Source organism: Paraburkholderia largidicola (assembly GCF_013426895.1).
Classification (GTDB): Bacteria; Pseudomonadota; Gammaproteobacteria; order Burkholderiales; family Burkholderiaceae; genus Paraburkholderia; species Paraburkholderia largidicola.
The window spans coordinates 495,285-512,946 of sequence record NZ_AP023174.1 but is presented as its reverse complement, the minus strand read 5'-3'; the positions used below and the strand labels follow the sequence as shown (position 1 = coordinate 512,946).

Below are 17,662 nucleotides of genomic sequence, written 5' to 3'. Positions count from 1 at the left end.
CCGCCCCGGCACGCCGCCAAAGCCCCACGCAGCAAAGGGCTATAATGTTGGACTACGCTGTAAAAACGCGTTTCGGGCGCCCCGGCCCGATCTTCCGCGCCACGGCGCCACGCGTTTTTTTGTCTCTTCACCTTTTTATTGACGCCCCCAGGTTAACTACTGCGACCGGCGAACACTCGATGACCAAGAAAGTTTATGTAAAGACCTTTGGCTGCCAGATGAACGAGTACGACTCCGACAAGATGGTCGACGTACTCGGTGCGGCTGAAGGACTCGTCAAGACCGACACTCCCGAAGACGCCGACGTCATTCTGTTCAACACCTGCTCGGTGCGTGAAAAGGCGCAGGAGAAAGTCTTCTCCGATCTCGGCCGCGTGCGCGAACTGAAAGAAGCGAACCCGAATCTGCTGATCGGCGTGGGCGGTTGCGTGGCGAGCCAGGAAGGCGCTTCGATCGTCGCGCGTGCACCGTACGTGGACCTCGTGTTCGGCCCGCAAACCCTGCACCGTTTGCCGCAGATGATCGACCAGCGCCGCGCGAGCGGTCGTCCGCAGGTCGACATCACTTTCCCGGAAATCGAGAAGTTCGATCACCTGCCGCCGGCGCGCGTCGACGGTCCGAGCGCCTTCGTGTCGATCATGGAAGGCTGCAGCAAGTACTGCAGCTACTGCGTCGTGCCGTACACGCGCGGCGAGGAAGTGTCGCGTCCGCTCGACGACGTGCTGACGGAAATCGCCGGTCTCGCCGATCAGGGCGTGCGCGAAGTCACGCTGCTCGGTCAGAACGTGAACGCTTATCGCGGTGGGATGACAGCCGGCTCGACAGAGATCGCCGACTTCGCGACCTTGATCGAATACGTCGCGGAGATTCCGGGCATCGAACGGATTCGCTACACGACGTCGCATCCGAAGGAATTCACGCAGCGTCTGATCGACACCTACGCGAAGGTGCCCAAGCTCGTCAGCCATCTGCACTTGCCCGTGCAGCACGGCTCCGACCGCATCCTGATGGCGATGAAACGCGGCTACACCGTGCTCGAATACAAGTCGGTGATCCGCAAGCTGCGCGCGATCCGTCCGGACCTGTCGCTGTCGACGGACATGATCGTCGGCTTCCCCGGCGAGACGGAAGAAGACTTCGACAAGATGATGCAGCTCGTGCACGACATGAGCTACGACACGAGCTTCTCATTCATCTACAGCCCGCGTCCCGGCACGCCCGCCGCGAACCTGCACGACGACACGCCGCGCGAAGTGAAGCTGCGCCGTCTGCAGCATCTGCAGGCGACCATCGAGGAAAACGTGCAGCGTATCAGCCAGTCGATGGTCGGCAAGATCGAGCGCATTCTGGTCGAACGCCCCGCGCGCAAGGACCCGAACGAACTCGCGGGTCGCACCGAGAACAACCGCGTCGTGAATTTCCCGGCGCCGGTGGAATCGCACGCGCGCCTGATCGGCCAGATGATCGACGTGAAGATCGTGCATGCGTATCCGCATTCGCTGCGCGGCGAACTCGTGATGGTTCACGACACCGCGCCCGCCACTCATTAAGCTGTAGCGCACTGACAGGACCGAACTCAAGCCTTGAAGACCTCTCAGCAACATCTGGAATTCACCGCGCCGCGCGAAGACAATGCGCGGCTTGCCAACCTCTGCGGGCCGCTCGATGAAAACCTGCGGCAGATCGAGCAGGCGCTCGACGTCACGCTGCAACGACGCGGACACCGCATCAGCATTCGCGGGCGCGGCGCGAAAATCGCGCTCAATGCGCTCGAAAACTTCTACAACAGCGCGCGCGATCCGATCTCCGTCGACGACATCCAGCTGGCGCTCGTCGAAGCACGCCATCCGGGCAACAACGGACCCGCGGGCGGCAACGGCCAGACGGAAGCCGACGCGCGTTTTCGCGGCGACCCCGATCATCCGTTCGACGAACCGGCGCATGAAGGCGTCGAGGACGAGGAAGAACTCGGTCCGAAGCTGTATACGCGCCGTGCCGATCTGCGCGGCCGCACGCCCGCGCAGCGCGAGTATCTGAAGCAGATCGTCTCGCACGACGTCACCTTCGGCGTCGGCCCGGCGGGTACGGGCAAGACGTATCTCGCAGTCGCGTGCGCAGTCGATGCGCTCGAGCGCGATCAGGTGAAGCGCATCGTGCTGACGCGCCCCGCCGTCGAAGCGGGCGAGCGCCTGGGCTTCCTGCCTGGCGATCTCGCGCAGAAGGTCGATCCGTATCTGCGTCCGTTGTACGACGCGCTCTACGATCTGCTCGGCTTCGACAAGACAGCGAAGATGTTCGAGCGCCAGATGATCGAAATCGCGCCGCTCGCGTACATGCGCGGCCGCACGCTGAATCACGCGTTCATCATTCTCGACGAGGCGCAGAACACGACGCCCGAGCAGATGAAGATGTTCCTGACGCGTATCGGTTTCGGCTCGAAGGCGGTCGTGACGGGCGACACGACGCAGATCGACTTGCCGCGCGGCCACAAGAGCGGCCTGATCGAAGCGCAGCGTGTGCTCGAGGACGTGCGCGGCATCGCGCTCACGCGCTTCACGAGCGCGGACGTGGTGCGGCATCCGCTCGTCGCGCGTATCGTCGAGGCGTACGACGCGGCGTCGAAGAAAGAAGCGGCCGCCGCCGAAGCCGCCGCCGCAGCAGCGAAGTAACGCGGACATGACCCGGACAAAGAACGACGCATGAGCCGCGCCCCGAAACTGTCGCTGAACCTGCAATTTCCCGCTGGAAAAGCGTGGCCCGAACACAAGGCGCTGTTGCCGAAGGCAACGGTAGCCGCGTGGATCAAGGCCGCGCTTTTCGCGGATGCCGAACTGACCGTGCGTTTCGTCGATGCCGACGAAGGCCGCACGCTGAACCGCACGTATCGCGGCAAGGACTACTCGACCAACGTGCTGACGTTCGCCTATGCGGAATCGGAAGACGATCCCGTCACGGGCGATCTGATCTTGTGCTGCCCTGTCGTCGAGAAGGAAGCGAACGAACAGGGCAAGCCACTCGAAGCGCACTACGCGCATCTGCTGGTCCACGGCACGCTGCACGCGCAAGGCTACGACCACGAAGACGAGGCCGAAGCCGAAGAAATGGAAGCGATCGAAACCGAGGTGCTCGGCAAGCTCGGCTTCCCCGACCCGTACGAATAAGGCTCGATGCCAGGAATAGTGAGCCGGCATCGCTGCCTTGTCGATCGCAGGCTCTGACCGCCCAGTCAGCCAACCGATCGAATCACCGTGAGCCAACCTCTTTCATCACCGACGCCGCGTCAACCGTGCCCCGACTATCCGCCGTCACTCGGCGAATCGCGGCTGTTGACGGACGATGAACTGCGCGCGTCGCTCGATTGCTCGTTGCGATACTGGGATCGCAAGAGCGACTTGTGGCTGTTCGGTTACGGCTCGCTGATCTGGAATCCCGGTCTGCCGACGGTCGAGGCGTTGCGGTCGCGGGTGCATGGCTATCATCGCGGGCTGTATTTGTGGTCGCGGGTGAATCGCGGGACGCCGGAGCAGCCGGGGCTGGTGCTTGCGCTGGACCGTGGCGGATCGTGCAGTGGGATTGCGTTCAGGCTTGCCGCTGAGGGCGCGATGCCCCATCTGGAAGCGCTCTGGCGACGTGAAATGGCGATGGGTTCGTATCGTCCGGCGTGGCTGCCTTGCGTGCTTGCCGATGGGCGGCGCGTCGATGCGCTTGCTTTTGTGATGCGGCGGGATGTCGCGTCTTATACAGGCAAGCTGTCTGATGACATTGTGAAAACCGTGCTTGGGTGTGCGTCTGGGCGATATGGGACGACGCTCGATTATGTGAGTCGTACCGTTGAGGCGCTGCGGGAAAGTGGAATGCCAGATCGGGCGCTCGAGGCGCTGTTGGAGAGGTGTCGGGGGTAGGTTTTTTTTGTCTGCGACGCTATGGGTTATGGGGCTTGTCGCTGGCACCGCGTGATGTTATTGGTTCGCTAGCGTTGCCCCTGTGCGGGGCGGCACCTACTTTTCTTTGCCGCTGCAAAGAAAAGTAGGCAAAAGAAAGCGGCTCACACCGCCAGTCCTTGTGTTTGCCTGAGGGCCCCCAACCGGTCCTATGCTTCAATCGGCAACGCACCGGCTCGCCTTCGTTGCCAACGTTCTCTCTGTACGCCTCACCTGCTTCATGCACCCGCATCGCAGCACACCGCGCCAGACCGTCCGCCGCCGCCCAGGTGGCAAACTGTGTGCAGGCTTTCGCGCCATACGCGCATCACTCCGGACGGAAAAGCAAGGTCGGTGTCTCTTGTAAGAGCGCCGACCTTTTCGGCACTACAACCTACACACAGTTTGCCACCTGGGCGGCAGAGACCGTTCGCTGCCGCCAGCCCCGCATACGGGTGCCTGAAGCGGGTGAGACTTCTATTTAAAGCGTTGGCAACGAGCGCCAATGGAGACGTTGCCGTGTGAAGCATAAGACCGGTTGGGGGCCCTCAGGCAAACACAAGGACTGGCGGTGTGAGCCGCTTTCTTTTGCCTACTTTTCTTTGCGGCGGCAAAGAAAAGTAGGTGCCGCCCCGCACAGGGGCAACGCTTGCAGACCAAAGACACAACGCGGATGCCAGCGACAAGCCCCAAACCCCATAGCGTCGCAGACAAAAAAAACCTAATTTTGACCACACGCCCCCCAACCCCCAGATATCAGTTAGGATAAAAGCGAGCGTTTTCCGCCGAAAACCGTCGGAACCGACGGCATCCCCCGGAAAACCGCCCTGCACCGCGCGGTGCGCCAGGACACGGTCCTGCCACGCACGTGGTGTATCCTTAACACTCTGCAACAGCGCGCCCAGCTTTCCGGGCGCACCACCATGAACGATTCGTATCCCAGTCGACGCCATACCAGCGACAAACCCCAGGAAAAGCGCTCCCTCCTCGAGCGATTGACCGACTTCATCTCGCCCGAGCCCGATTCTCGCGGCGAACTTCTCGAAATCCTGCAAGACGCGCACGAACGCAATCTGATCGACGCAGATTCGCTGTCGATGATCGAAGGCGTGTTCCAGGTTTCCGAGCTCTGCGCGCGCGACATCATGATCCCCCGCTCGCAAATGGACGCGATCAACATCGCGGACGCCCCCGACGAATTCATTCCGTACATGCTGGAAAAGGCGCACTCGCGCTATCCCGTGTACGAAGGCAATCGCGACAACGTGATCGGCGTGCTGCTCGCCAAAGATCTGCTGCGCTATTACGCCCAGGATGAAGCGGACGTGCGCGGCATGCTGCGCCCCGCCGTGTTCATCCCCGAATCGAAGCGCCTGAACGTGCTGCTGCACGACTTCCGCGTCAACCGCAATCACATCGCGATCGTCGTCGACGAATACGGCGGCGTCGCAGGCCTGATCACCATCGAAGACGTGCTCGAGCAGATCGTCGGCGACATCGAGGACGAATACGATTTCGACGAGGAAAGCGGCAACATCATCGCATCGCCGGATGGACGCTACCGCGTGCGCGCGCTGACCGAAATCGAGCAGTTCAACGAAGAGTTCGGCACGCACTACTCCGACGAGGAAGTCGACACGATCGGCGGCCTCGTCACGCACCATTTCGGACGCGTGCCGCATCGCGGCGAGAAAGTGAAGCTCGACGACCTGATCTTCGAAGTGCTGCGCGCCGACGCGCGCCAGATCCACATGCTGCTCGTGCGCCGCGATCCGCTCGCCGGGCAGCGCGAACGCGACGTCCAGCACGTGCAAACCTGATTCCCCCCGTTTCCCTGAAGCCGACCACGCAACAATGGCCGACCCGATCACTTCCCGTCTGCGCCGCGGCGTGACGCCCGACGCAGCCGATGCAAACATCGGGCGTGCCCGGACGTTGCCGTGGTGGCATTACCTCGCCGCCGCAGCCGCCGGCGCGCTCAACACGCTATCCTTCGCGCCCACGCCGCACGGCGGCTGGCTCGAACTGGCGATCTTCGTTTTCTTCTTCGCGTGGCTCACGCGCACCACAGGCTGGAAAAGCGCGGCCCTCACCGGCTTCGCGTTCGGCTTCGGCAACTACGTGTCGGGCGTGTGGTGGCTGTACGTGAGCATGCACTTCTACGGCGGCATGCCGGCGCCCCTCGCGGGCACGGCACTCGTGCTGTTCTCGCTGTATCTCGCCGTCTATCCGGCGCTCGCAGCCGGCGTCTGGTCGTTTTGCGCAGGACACGCGCGCAACGGCAAACTCGTCGACGATCAGCCGTTTTCGCCCACCTGGCACGGCGCCTTTGCGTTCGCGAGCGCGTGGGCGATCGGCGAATGGCTGCGCGGTACGGTGTTCACCGGCTTTCCGTGGCTCGCGAGCGGTTACGCGCAGGTCGATGGGCCGTTCGCCGGATTCGCGCCGATCGTCGGCGTGTACGGCGTCGGCTGGGTGCTGGCGTTGGCCGCCGCGCTGATCGCGCAGGCCGTGCTGCGTTCGCTCGCGACGAAAAACGGCAATGCACCTGCTGCGCCGCGAACCGCACGCGTGGCGGTGCCCGCCGTCATCGCCGTCGCGCTAATCGCAGCGGGCCTCATGCTGCCGCTCGTGTCGTGGACGACGCCCGCCAACGCGACGCTGACCGTGCGGCTCCTGCAAGGCAACGTGAAGCAGGACATGAAGTTCGAAGAATCGGGCGTGAAAGCGGCCATCGACGAATATCAGCGGATGATCACAGCCAAACCCGCCGATCTGATCGTCACGCCGGAAACGGCCATTCCCGTGCTCGCGCAGGCGATCCCCGAGTCGTTTGCGCTTGCCGTGCGCAATTTCGCGGATTCGACGCATTCGTCGATTCTGTTCGGCGCAGTCGGCGGCACGATCACGCCCGAAGGACGCGTCGTCGATTACACGAACAGCCTGTTCGGCATCACGCCGGGCCAGAAGGGCGTGTATCGCTACGACAAGCATCATCTCGTGCCATTCGGCGAGTTCGTACCGTGGGGCTTCCGCTGGTTCGTGAATCTGATGAACATTCCGCTCGGCGATTTCGCGCGCGGCGCGCCCGTGCAGAAACCGTTCGTGGTGCACAACCAGCCGGTCGCCGTCGATATCTGCTACGAAGACATCTTCGGCGAGGAAATCGCACGCACGGTGCGCGAGAGCGACGTGCCGGCGGGCGTGCTCGTCAATTCGACGAATCTCGCGTGGTTCGGCAACACGATCGCGCTCGATCAACATCTGCAGATCGCGCGCATGCGCTCGCTCGAAACGGGCCGCCCGATGCTGCGCGCGACGAACACGGGCGCGACGGCCGCGATCGACGCGCACGGCAACGTCGTCGCGCGTCTGCCCACGTTCACGCAAGGGTCGATCGAAACGACCGTTCAAGGCACAGCGGGCTTCACGCCGTACGTGACGAGCGGCAACAACACGGTGCTTGCCGTTTCGCTGCTGTTCCTCGCGTTTGGTTTCGCGTTCGGTCCGGGCCGCCTGAAAAAGAACGACAACGCAAACCGCAGCAACAACACCTAAGATCAAGAACGACGGGCGGCGCAACGCAAAACGCACGCTAATGCACCACAACGCGCCCTCGTCGAACCACCAGGCCCCAGAAAGTCTCAAGCCTCCGGCAATCCGGTAAAATTCAGGGTTTCACAGCACTGGGCCGCGCAACCGGCCGGCTATGGAGCGGACGGCCAGCACGGCCGGCACGCCCCCAAGGCCGCACGGCATCCGCGTCCTGCCTGAAAGGCACCCTTCAAGGCACTTCATGCTCACGTTTCAGCAAATCATCCTGACGCTGCAATCCTATTGGGACAAGCAGGGTTGCGCGCTGCTCCAGCCGATCGACATGGAAGTCGGCGCGGGCACTTCCCACGTCCACACGTTCCTGCGCGCGGTCGGCCCCGAGCCGTGGCGGGCAGCGTATGTCCAGCCGTCGCGCCGCCCGAAGGACGGCCGCTACGGCGAGAACCCGAACCGTCTCCAGCACTACTACCAGTACCAGGTCGTGCTGAAGCCCGCGCCGGAAAACATCCTCGACCTGTACCTCGGCTCGCTCGAAGCACTCGGCTTCGATCTGAAGCAGAACGACGTGCGCTTCGTCGAGGACGACTGGGAAAACCCGACGCTCGGCGCGTGGGGCCTCGGCTGGGAAGTGTGGTTGAACGGCATGGAAGTAACGCAGTTCACGTACTTCCAGCAGGTGGGCGGTCTGGATTGCAAGCCGGTGCTCGGCGAAATCACGTACGGTCTCGAACGTCTCGCGATGTATCTGCAGAAGGTCGAGAACGTCTATGACCTCATCTGGACCGAGTGGGAAGAACAAGGCCCGAACGGTCCGGAAATGCGCCGCCTCACGTATGGCGACGTGTATCACCAGAACGAAGTCGAACAGTCGACGTACAACTTCGAGCACGCCAACACCGATCTGCTGTTCACGTTCTTCAATAGCTACGAAGCCGAAGCGAAGAAGATGATCGAAGTGCCGCTCGCACTGCCCGCTTACGAACTCGTATTGAAGGCCGCGCACACATTCAATCTGCTCGACGCGCGCGGCGCGATCTCCGTGACGGAGCGCGCGGCGTATATCGGCCGCATTCGCGCGCTGTCGCGCCTCGTCGCGCAGGCTTATTACGACTCGCGCGAAAAGCTCGGCTTCCCGATGCTCGGCAATCCCGTGCACGGCGTGCCCGGCCTCACCACCGACGAACAGGACGCCGCGATGCCCACGTGGGTGCCGCCGCTCAAAGTCGAACGCAAGATCGATCAGGACTGACGAGACCAAGAAGACATGACGCAATCCCATCAAGCCACCCTGCTCGTCGAACTGCTGACCGAGGAACTGCCGCCCAAAGCGCTCGCGCGCCTGGGCGATGCGTTCGCGGAAGGCATCGCGCAACGTCTCGCCGCGCGTGATCTGATCGAAGGTGAATTGCAGTTCGAGCGTTACGCCACGCCGCGCCGCCTCGCCGTCACCATCAAGAACGTGCGCAGCGTCGCGCCGGAAAAACACGTGCGCGAAAAAGTGCTGCCCGTTTCCGTCGCGCTCGATGCGAACGGCCAGCCCACGCCGCCGCTCGCGAAGAAGCTCGCGGCGCTCGGCTTCCCCGATTTCTCGGTGAACGATCTCGAACGCGCAAACGACGGCAAGGCGGAAGCCTTCTTCCTGCGCTACGCAGCGCCCGGCGCGACGCTCGCCGAAGGCCTGCAGACGGCGCTCGACGAAACGCTTGCCAAACTGCCTATTCCGAAGGTCATGACGTATCAGCGCCCGGACGGCTCGAACGTGCAGTTCGTGCGCCCGGTGCATCGTCTGACGGTGCTGCATGACAAGGAAGTCGTGCCCGTCACCGCGTTTGGCATCGATGCCGACGACACCACGCTCGGCCATCGCTTCCTGTCCGAAGGTTTCGTGCAGATCCAGCATGCGGATCATTACGCTGAGACGCTGATGCATCGCGGCCACGTCGTGCCGAATTTTTCGGACCGCAAGGAAACGATCCGCACGCATCTGCTCGCGCAGGCGAACGGCGATGAGGTCGTGATGCCCGAGTCGCTGCTCGACGAAGTGACGTCGCTGGTCGAATGGCCCGTCGTCTACGCATGCACGTTCGAGGACGAGTTCCTGCAAGTGCCGCAGGAATGCCTGATCCTCACGATGCAGACCAACCAGAAATACTTCGCGCTCACCGACGCGAACGGCAAGCTGCGCTCGCGCTTTCTGATCGTGTCGAACATCGAGACGAAGACACCCGCCGAAATCGTCGAAGGCAATGAGCGTGTGGTGCGCCCGCGCCTCGCCGACGCGAAGTTCTTCTTCGAGCACGACAAGAAGAAGCCGCTCGCGGACCGCGTGCCGCAACTCGCGAACGTCGTGTATCACAACAAGCTCGGTTCGGCGCTGCAACGCGTCGAACGCGTCGAATCACTGGCGGGCGCGATCGCGCAGATGATCGGCGCAGACGTCGCGCTCGCGAAGCGCGGTGCGCATCTCGCGAAGGCTGACTTGCTGACCGACATGGTCGGCGAATTCCCCGAGCTGCAAGGCACGATGGGCACGTATTACGCGCGCCACGACGGCGAGCCGGAAGAAGTCGCGCTCGCGTGCTCGGAACATTATCAGCCGCGCTTCTCCGGCGACGCGTTGCCGTCGACGGTCACAGGCACGATCGTCGCGCTCGCGGACAAGCTCGAAACGCTGGTCGGCATCTGGGGCATCGGCCTGCAACCGACGGGCGAAAAAGACCCGTTCGCGCTGCGTCGTCATGCGCTCGGCGTGCTGCGTATTCTTGTCGAGAAGCAACTGCCGATCGACCTCGTCGAACTGCTGCGCGTCACCTACGCGCAGTTCGCGAACGTGCCGAACGTCGCCGATTCGACGCAAGCGATCTACGAATTCTGCATCGACCGTCTGCGCGGCCAGTTGCGCGAACGCGGCTATTCGGCGGGTGAAGTGGACGCCGTGCTCGCGCTGAACCCGACGCGCTTCGACGATATCGTCGCGCGTCTGGACGCCGTGCGAGAATTCGCGGCGCTCGCGGAAGCGGCATCGCTCGCAGCGGCGAACAAGCGTATCTCGAACATCCTGAAGAAATCGGAAGGCGCGAACGCAGGCGGCGTGCAGGTGACGCTGCTCGTCGAAGCAGCCGAAAAGGCACTGCATGCGCAGCTCGAACAGGTTGCGCCGCGCGTGCAGTCGCAACTGGCCGAACGTCAGTACACGGGCGCGCTGTCGGCACTCGCCGCGCTGCGCGAACCCGTCGACACGTTCTTCAACGACGTGATGGTCAACGCCGAAGACCCGGCGCTGCGCGCGAACCGCCTTGCGCTGCTCGGCGCGCTCCATCAACAGATGAACTGCGTCGCGGACATTTCGCGTCTGGCAGCCTGAGCGACGCATCATGGGGACCGCAAAGAAACTGGTAGTGCTCGATCGGGACGGCGTAATCAACGCCGACTCGGACGCGTTCATCAAATCACCCGACGAGTGGGTCGCGCTGCCCGGCAGTCTCGAAGCAATCGCGCGGCTCAATCAGGCCGGCTATCGCGTGGCGATTGCGACGAATCAGTCGGGCATCGGCCGCGGACTGTTCGACATGGACGCGCTCAACGCGATGCATCTGAAGATGCATCGCGCGGCGGCTGCCGTCGGTGGGCGCATCGACGCCGTGTTCTTCTGCCCGCACACGGCCGACGACCACTGCGAATGCCGCAAGCCGAAACCCGGCATGCTGAAGATGATCGCGGAGCGCTTCGAGATCGAACCGGAAGAGACGCCTTGCGTCGGCGATTCGCTGCGCGATCTGCAGGCCGGCGCCGCACTCGGCTTCATCCCGCACCTCGTGCTGACGGGCAAGGGCAAGAAGACACTCGAGGCAGGCGGCCTGCCCGAAGGCACAATCGTGCATAACGATCTGCGCGCGTTCGCACTCGACTTTCTCGCCGAAGAACAAGAATGATGCGTGCATAGCACGCCCTCACTTCACTGACCACGCCGATGCGCTTCATCCGCTCGCTGTTGCTGCTGATCTTTTTTGCGGTCTTCACGATTCCCTACGCGACCGCGTGCTTCATCGCGTTTCCGTTCATGCGCGCCGATAACCGCTACTGGATGGCGGTCGGCTGGTGCCGCACGACGCTTGCTGTCGTGCGCTGGCTGAACAACATCCGCTACGAAATTCGCGGCATGGACAACCTGCCGAACGGCCCCGCCGTGTTGCTGTCGAAACATCAGTCCGCCTGGGAGACGCTGGCGTTTCCCGCGTTGATGCCGCGGCCGCTCTGCTACGTGTTCAAGCGCGAGCTGTTGTATGTGCCGTTCTTCGGCTGGGCGCTCGGCATGCTGAAGATGATTCACATCGACCGCAAGGAAGGCAAGAACGCGTTTGCATCGGTGACGCGGCAGGGCGCGCGACGCATGTCCGAAGGCGCGTGGGTCATCATGTTCCCGGAAGGCACGCGCACGCCGACGGGCAGGCAGGGCAAGTACAAGACGGGGGGCGCGCGCTTCGCGGTTGCGACGGGCGCGGCTGTCGTGCCCATCGCGCACAATGCGGGACGCGTGTGGCCGCGCAACTCGTTTATGAAATATCCGGGTATAGTCACAGTGTCGATCGGTAAACCGATCGACACCACCGGGCTCACGCCCGACGAAGTGAACACGCGCGTTGAAACGTGGATCGAGGCCGAGATGCGTCGTATCGATCCGGCCGCATATGGCGACGAGCAGAACACGCCCGCCGCCGCCCGTATCTGACGCGCCACGCTGCGATGCGCTCATGAGCGCGTTGCAGCGTATCAGCGCGAAGTGAGTCCGATGCAGAAGTCTTTCAAGCCGCAGCCTGCTGCGGCGCTCGATAGCCGGCAACTCGATCTGCCGCTCTTCGACGAGCCGGGCAAATCTGCCGCGCCGCCGCAACCCAAGTCCGCTGCTCCCCTTGCTCCCGATGGCTCGAAACTGCGCAGCGTCACGCTTGGCGCGCGTACGTTGCATTACGGGTTGAAGCGTTCGTCGCGGCGCTCGATCGGGTTTGCAATCGACAGCACGGGGCTGACCATCACCGCGCCGCGGTGGGTCACGCTCGCGGATATCGAAACGGCGATCGCCGAAAAGCAGCGCTGGATTTTTACCAAACTCACTGAGTGGCAGACACGCACCGAACAGCGCGTGATGCCGCGGATCGACTGGAAGGATGGCGCCGAGTTGCCTTATCTTGGGCAGACCGTGCGTGTGACGCTCGAGACGGCGAATGGGCTGCTTGCGTACGATGCTGCGCGGAATGTGCTCGCGTTGCCGCTGCCGGCGCAGGCGGATCCGCAACAGATCAAGGATCGTGTGCAGGGGTGGCTGCAGAACGAGGCGAAGCGGATTTTTGGTGAACGTCTTGTCGTGTATGCCGAGAAGCTCGGGGTGTCGTATCGGGCTTATGCGCTTTCTTCTGCTGCGACGCGGTGGGGTAGCTGCTCTAGCGATGGGAAGATTCGCCTCAACTGGCGGTTGATTCACTTTCCTTTATCCGTTATTGACTACGTCGTCGCGCATGAGCTCGCGCATTTGCGCGAGATGAACCATAGTCCAAAGTTCTGGCAGACGGTGGAGTCGATTTTTCCGGAATTTCGTGAGGCGAGGCAGACGTTGAAGCATCATCCGCCGGAGTTGTTGCCGACGCTGTGATCTGGTTTTTGGTTTTTTTGTTTTTGTCTGCGACGCTGGATGGTTCGCCTGGCTTACTGCTGGCATCCGCGTTTTATTAGCGCGCTTCAAGCGTTGCCCCTGTGCGGGGCGGCACCTGCTTTCGGTTGTCAGCGACGCTGGATGGTTCGCCTGGCTTACTGCTGGCATCCGCGTTTTGTTATTGGTCCGCTAGCGTTGCCCCTGTGCGGGGCGGCACCTACTTTTCTTTGCCGCCGCAAAGAAAAGTAGGCAAAAGAAAGCGGCTCACACCGCCAGCCCATGTTCTTATCCACGGGCCCCCAACGTCCCCATCCTTCACGTGGCAGTGCCCTGATCCGTGCTCGTTGCCAACGCTTCGAACAATCGCATCACCCGCTTCACTCGCCCATGCAACGGCAAGCGGCAGCGAATGGTATGTGCCGCCCAGGTGGCAAACTGTGTGTAGGTTATCGCGTCGTGTAGCCTGGCGCTCTTACAGGGTGGGGCGCTTGCGCCATCGGTCCGGAGTGAGGCGTGAGAGGCACTACGGCCTACACACAGTTTGCCACCTGGGCGGCGGTGGACGGTCTGGCGCGGCGTGCTGTAGTGCGGGAGCGTGAAGCGGGTGAGGCGCACTGCAAGCGCGCTGGCAACGAACGTGGGTCACATGATTGCCGTGTGAAGCGTAAGACCCTGTGGGGGCCCTCAGGCAAACACAAGAACTGGCGGTGTGAGCCGCTTTCTTTTGCCTACTTTTCTTTGCGGCGGCAAAGAAAAGTAGGTGCCGCCCCGCACAGGGGCAACGCTTGCGAACCAATAACATCGCGCGGATGCCAGCGACAAACCCCAAAAATCCAAAGCGTCGCAGACAACAAAAACCGTTAAGACTTCCGCTGAATAAACTCGATCTTATACCCGTCAGGGTCAGTCACGAACGCTATAACCGTCGTCCCATGCTTCATGGGCCCAGCCTCCCGCACGACCGTCCCGCCCTGCTCCTTGATCTTGGCGCACGCGGCATACGCGTCATCCACCTCAACCGCCAGGTGCCCGAACGCATCACCCAGATCGTACGACTCAGTATCCCAATTGTGAGTCAACTCGATAACCGTGCCATCTTTCTCGTCTTCGTACCCAACGAACGCAAGCGTAAACTTGCCCTCAGGATAATCATTGCGACGCAGCACTTTCATACCGAGCAACTCGGTGTAGAACTTGATCGAGCGGTCGAGATTGCCGACTCGAAGCATGGTGTGGAGAAGGCGCATTGTGCACTCCAGTATCGTGTAGGGATGTCGAGGGCGTAAATGTACAGAAAAACAGAAAATGCCGCGCGCCCCATAGGCAAAACTTTAGAACAGATGCCGCAGCCCTGCCATCAGCCCAATCTGCGTCCCCTTCTGCGCCAGTCCGACACCATTCACACCCTGCAATTGCGCGCCAATCAGATCCCCGCGATACAACGAGTAATCGCCTTCCACATAGACATCCGTGCGCTTCGACAAACTGTAGTCGGCAACGAGCTGATACTGCCACGCAGAACCATCCTGCGCCGGCGTCTTGCCGTCCTGCAATGTCCGCCATACATTCGCCGCGAAATGCCAGGCAGCGCCCACCTGCTGGGTGATACCGCCCATGATCATCCGACGCCGTGAAAAGTCGGTGTACTTGAGCGCAGCAAGCACGGGCGCCGTGAACGGACCGTTGGCGAAATTCGAGAACCCCGCGTCGTTCTGATTGACGATGTAGCCGAGTGCAAAGCGCGTCTGGTTCCATGTGTACGACGCGCCGAACGTCCAGGCCTTCGCCGTGCTGCCATTGACGGAATCGCGCGACTCTTCGTACGCGCCGCCCATGTTCACTGGACCGCCACTGGGCGCGTATGCGACGGCTGCGCCGAACTGCGAGCCATACGACTGGTGCCCGGCAACGCCGCCGAACGCATATCCGACCGACAACAACACGTCATGCGCGCGCGCCTGATACTGCACCTGATTGCTCGTCCAGATGCCGCCCGACATCGTCACTTCCGGCTGGAAGCTGAAGTCGTAAGGGATCCACGGGTTGCTGCCATAACCGCCAATCGTGATGCCTTCGATCAGCACGTTCGGCATTCGCCCAAAGATCAGCTTGCCGTACGACGTCGACTGCACGCCGACTTGCGCTTCGTTGAAAAACGGCAGCGTCGGATCGCTTTGTCCACTGTTGATGTAGATACGGTTTTCGAGCTTGAAGAAGGTCGACCAGCCGCCGCCCAGGTCCTCGACGCCGCGCAAGCCCCAGCGGCTCTCGGACATGCCGCCGTTGCCGAGGCCGACGCTCGAGTCACCGTTCTTGTTCACGTGCGTCATATACCGGACGCTTTCGTCGACAATGCCGTACAAGGTGACGCTCGATTGCGCATGCGCCGTCGCGCACGTCAACGCGGGCGAAAGCGCCGCCCACGCGCAGAACCTCAGTCTCTTGCTCCCCTTCGTCATACCGTCTCCTGATCCATCCTGCATGCTTTAGTGCGTGGAATGTCTTAAAGCGGTGCGGCGTCGCTGGCGCGCAAATGGGCAAACGCAAGCAAGCGTAAGATTAATCTGTATGAAGAGACGGGAAGATAAAAGAAAGCCCGCGTGTTGCGGGCTGTCTACACTGGCCTTTGCGAATGCAACGAGTAGTTGAGAATTTTCTCGCTGCGGCTACGGATATCTGGGCTACTTCGGCGAAGCCGCCGATACGGCCTGTGCGACGGACACATACTCTGCGACGGGCACGTCCTCCGCGCGGCGTTGCAGATCGAAACCGAGCGCTTCGAAGTCGACGGTATCGCGATACGCGGACAGCGTATTGCGCAGCATCTTGCGACGCTGCGAAAACGCCGCCGTGACGAGTTCACCGAGCGTGGTTTGATCGACGGTAGGCAGTTCGTGCGGCGCGTACGGAATCATGCGGACGATCGCGGAATCGACTTTGGGCGGCGGCTGAAACGATTCAGGCGGCACGTCGAGCAGCTTGTCGATCACATAGCGATACTGCAACATCACCGAGAGCCGGCTGAACGCCTTGGTGCCCGGCTCCGCGACCATCCGCTCGACCACTTCGTTCTGCAGCATGAAATGCTGATCGATGACGCGGTCCGCGAAGGTGGCGAGATGAAACAGCAGCGGGCTCGAAATGTTGTACGGCAAATTGCCGACGATGCGCAGCGACGGCTTGTCACCCTCCGCCGCGAGCGAGCCGAAGTCGAACGCGAGCGCGTCGCCTTCATGCAATTCGAGTAGCTCGCCGAACTTCTTCTTCAAACGACCGATCAGGTCGCGATCCAGTTCGACGGCGTGCAGCGGTGCTTCGGGCGTCGCGAGACGCCCGATCAGCGGTTCCGTCAGCGCGCCCAGCCCCGGCCCGATTTCGACCATGCGTTCGCCGCGTTGCGGACGGATCACGTCGACAATCGAATCGATGATGCCCAGGTCGACCAGAAAATTCTGTCCGAAGCGCTTGCGCGCAAAGTGGCCCTGGTGCTGTCTGCTTGAACTGTTGGACATCGATAGAAGCTACAAAAAAATCATGCGGCGCGACGGTTGCGCGCCATGGAAACTGCGGTGTCGATTGCGGCGATCAGGCTGCCCGCATCCGCGCGGCCGGTGCCGGCGAGATCGAGCGCCGTGCCGTGATCGACAGACGTGCGGATGATCGGCAAGCCGAGCGTCACATTGATGCCTTCGCCGAACGTCGCGTATTTCAGAACGGGCAGGCCCTGATCGTGAAACATCGCGAGCACGCAATCGGCTTCGTTCAGATAGCGCGGCTGGAACAGCGTGTCGGCGGGATACGGGCCGCGCGCATCGATGCCCTGCCCGTTCGCCAGTTTCAGCGCCGGCGAGATCACGTCGATTTCTTCGCGGCCGAGATAGCCGTTTTCGCCCGCATGCGGATTCAGCCCGGTGACGAGAATACGCGGCGCGGGCAGGCCGAAATGGTGCCGCAGATCATGGTCGATGATGCGCAGCGTGTCGACGATGCCGTCGACCGTCAACGCCGCCGACACATCCTTCAGCGGCAGATGCGTCGTGGCAAGCGCGACGCGCAGCGGCCTTGCGCCCGTGCCCGCCAGCATCATCACGACGCGCGGCGTGTTGGTGCGCTCCGCCAGATATTCGGTGTGGCCGGTGAAGGGCACGCCGGCATCGTTGATCGTGCTCTTTTGCAGCGGCGCGGTGACGATGGCGTCGAAGGTGCCTGCGAGCGCGCCGTCGATTGCGGCATCGAGCAGGCCCAGCACATAAGGGCCATTCTTCGCGTCGAGCTTGCCGGCCTGCACGGGTGCGGCGAGCGGGTGATGCTGCGTGACGATGCTGCGACCCTGCTGCACTGCCCAGTCGATCCCGACCGCCTTCGCGCGTTCGGTCATCAGGCCGCTGTCACCGAGCACCGTGAAATGCGCGCCGGGCCAGTGCGCGCTCGCAGCAGCGAGCGCCTGTGCCGTCAGTTCAGGACCGACGCCAGCCGGCTCGCCCGTGGTGATCGCGATGTTCAGCGGTGCGTTCGAGGGCTGGGCAGCGGTCATGACGAT

The 17,662-nt window shown here is 62.4% G+C and carries 15 protein-coding genes; 11 read left to right on the top strand and 4 right to left on the bottom strand.

The features are described 5' to 3' along the window. Positions 1 to 179 precede the first annotated feature (179 nt). From miaB to PPGU16_RS02190, 11 genes are all read left to right on the top strand, one after another. The gene (miaB, locus tag PPGU16_RS02240; protein ID WP_180721516.1) at positions 180 to 1,550 is read left to right on the top strand and encodes a tRNA (N6-isopentenyl adenosine(37)-C2)-methylthiotransferase MiaB; all 1,371 of its coding nucleotides are present in this window, start codon (positions 180 to 182) and stop codon (positions 1,548 to 1,550) included. 33 nt (positions 1,551 to 1,583) lie between these two features. Further along, positions 1,584 to 2,669, top strand: coding sequence for a PhoH family protein (locus PPGU16_RS02235; protein ID WP_180721515.1), 1,086 nt, complete (start codon positions 1,584 to 1,586; stop codon positions 2,667 to 2,669). A gap of 30 nt (positions 2,670 to 2,699) precedes the next feature. Further along, entirely contained in the window at positions 2,700 to 3,161 is a 462-nt protein-coding gene (gene ybeY / locus PPGU16_RS02230) for an rRNA maturation RNase YbeY (protein ID WP_007745316.1), read from the top strand. 87 nt (positions 3,162 to 3,248) lie between these two features. Beyond that, a complete protein-coding gene (locus PPGU16_RS02225; protein ID WP_180721514.1) occupies positions 3,249 to 3,902 on the top strand; it encodes a gamma-glutamylcyclotransferase in 654 nt (217 codons plus the stop codon). 941 nt (positions 3,903 to 4,843) lie between these two features. After that, on the top strand, positions 4,844 to 5,740 hold the full coding sequence (locus PPGU16_RS02220) for a CorC family transporter (RefSeq protein ID WP_180721513.1): 897 nt from the start codon (positions 4,844 to 4,846) through the stop codon (positions 5,738 to 5,740). 34 nt (positions 5,741 to 5,774) lie between these two features. Further along, positions 5,775 to 7,478, top strand: coding sequence for an apolipoprotein N-acyltransferase (lnt, locus tag PPGU16_RS02215; RefSeq protein ID WP_180721512.1), 1,704 nt, complete (start codon positions 5,775 to 5,777; stop codon positions 7,476 to 7,478). Positions 7,479 to 7,716: 238 nt separating this feature from the next. Continuing rightward, entirely contained in the window at positions 7,717 to 8,724 is a 1,008-nt protein-coding gene (gene glyQ / locus PPGU16_RS02210) for a glycine--tRNA ligase subunit alpha (protein WP_180721511.1), read from the top strand. A gap of 15 nt (positions 8,725 to 8,739) precedes the next feature. Continuing rightward, complete coding sequence (gene glyS, locus PPGU16_RS02205) at positions 8,740 to 10,839, top strand: glycine--tRNA ligase subunit beta (RefSeq protein WP_180721510.1); 2,100 nt, start codon at positions 8,740 to 8,742, stop codon at positions 10,837 to 10,839. A 10-nt stretch (positions 10,840 to 10,849) separates the two neighbouring features. Further along, positions 10,850 to 11,407 carry a D-glycero-beta-D-manno-heptose 1,7-bisphosphate 7-phosphatase gene (gene gmhB, locus PPGU16_RS02200; protein ID WP_180721509.1) on the top strand — a complete coding sequence of 186 codons (558 nt, stop codon included), beginning with the start codon at positions 10,850 to 10,852 and terminating at the stop codon, positions 11,405 to 11,407. A 38-nt stretch (positions 11,408 to 11,445) separates the two neighbouring features. Next, on the top strand, positions 11,446 to 12,204 hold the full coding sequence (locus PPGU16_RS02195) for a lysophospholipid acyltransferase family protein (RefSeq protein ID WP_180721508.1): 759 nt from the start codon (positions 11,446 to 11,448) through the stop codon (positions 12,202 to 12,204). Between the two features lie 60 nt (positions 12,205 to 12,264). Continuing rightward, a complete protein-coding gene (locus PPGU16_RS02190; protein WP_180721507.1) occupies positions 12,265 to 13,122 on the top strand; it encodes a M48 family metallopeptidase in 858 nt (285 codons plus the stop codon). 860 nt (positions 13,123 to 13,982) lie between these two features. Here PPGU16_RS02190 and gloA read toward each other — a convergent pair. From gloA to pdxA, 4 genes are all read right to left on the bottom strand, one after another. Next, positions 13,983 to 14,369 carry a lactoylglutathione lyase gene (gene gloA / locus PPGU16_RS02185; RefSeq protein ID WP_042316975.1) on the bottom strand — a complete coding sequence of 129 codons (387 nt, stop codon included), beginning with the start codon at positions 14,367 to 14,369 and terminating at the stop codon, positions 13,983 to 13,985. A gap of 84 nt (positions 14,370 to 14,453) precedes the next feature. Next, the gene (locus tag PPGU16_RS02180; protein ID WP_180721506.1) at positions 14,454 to 15,581 is read right to left on the bottom strand and encodes a porin; all 1,128 of its coding nucleotides are present in this window, start codon (positions 15,579 to 15,581) and stop codon (positions 14,454 to 14,456) included. Between the two features lie 222 nt (positions 15,582 to 15,803). Beyond that, positions 15,804 to 16,634 carry a 16S rRNA (adenine(1518)-N(6)/adenine(1519)-N(6))-dimethyltransferase RsmA gene (rsmA, locus tag PPGU16_RS02175; protein WP_180721505.1) on the bottom strand — a complete coding sequence of 277 codons (831 nt, stop codon included), beginning with the start codon at positions 16,632 to 16,634 and terminating at the stop codon, positions 15,804 to 15,806. Between the two features lie 20 nt (positions 16,635 to 16,654). Further along, complete coding sequence (pdxA, locus tag PPGU16_RS02170; RefSeq protein WP_180721504.1) at positions 16,655 to 17,656, bottom strand: 4-hydroxythreonine-4-phosphate dehydrogenase PdxA; 1,002 nt, start codon at positions 17,654 to 17,656, stop codon at positions 16,655 to 16,657. Positions 17,657 to 17,662 lie beyond the last annotated feature (6 nt).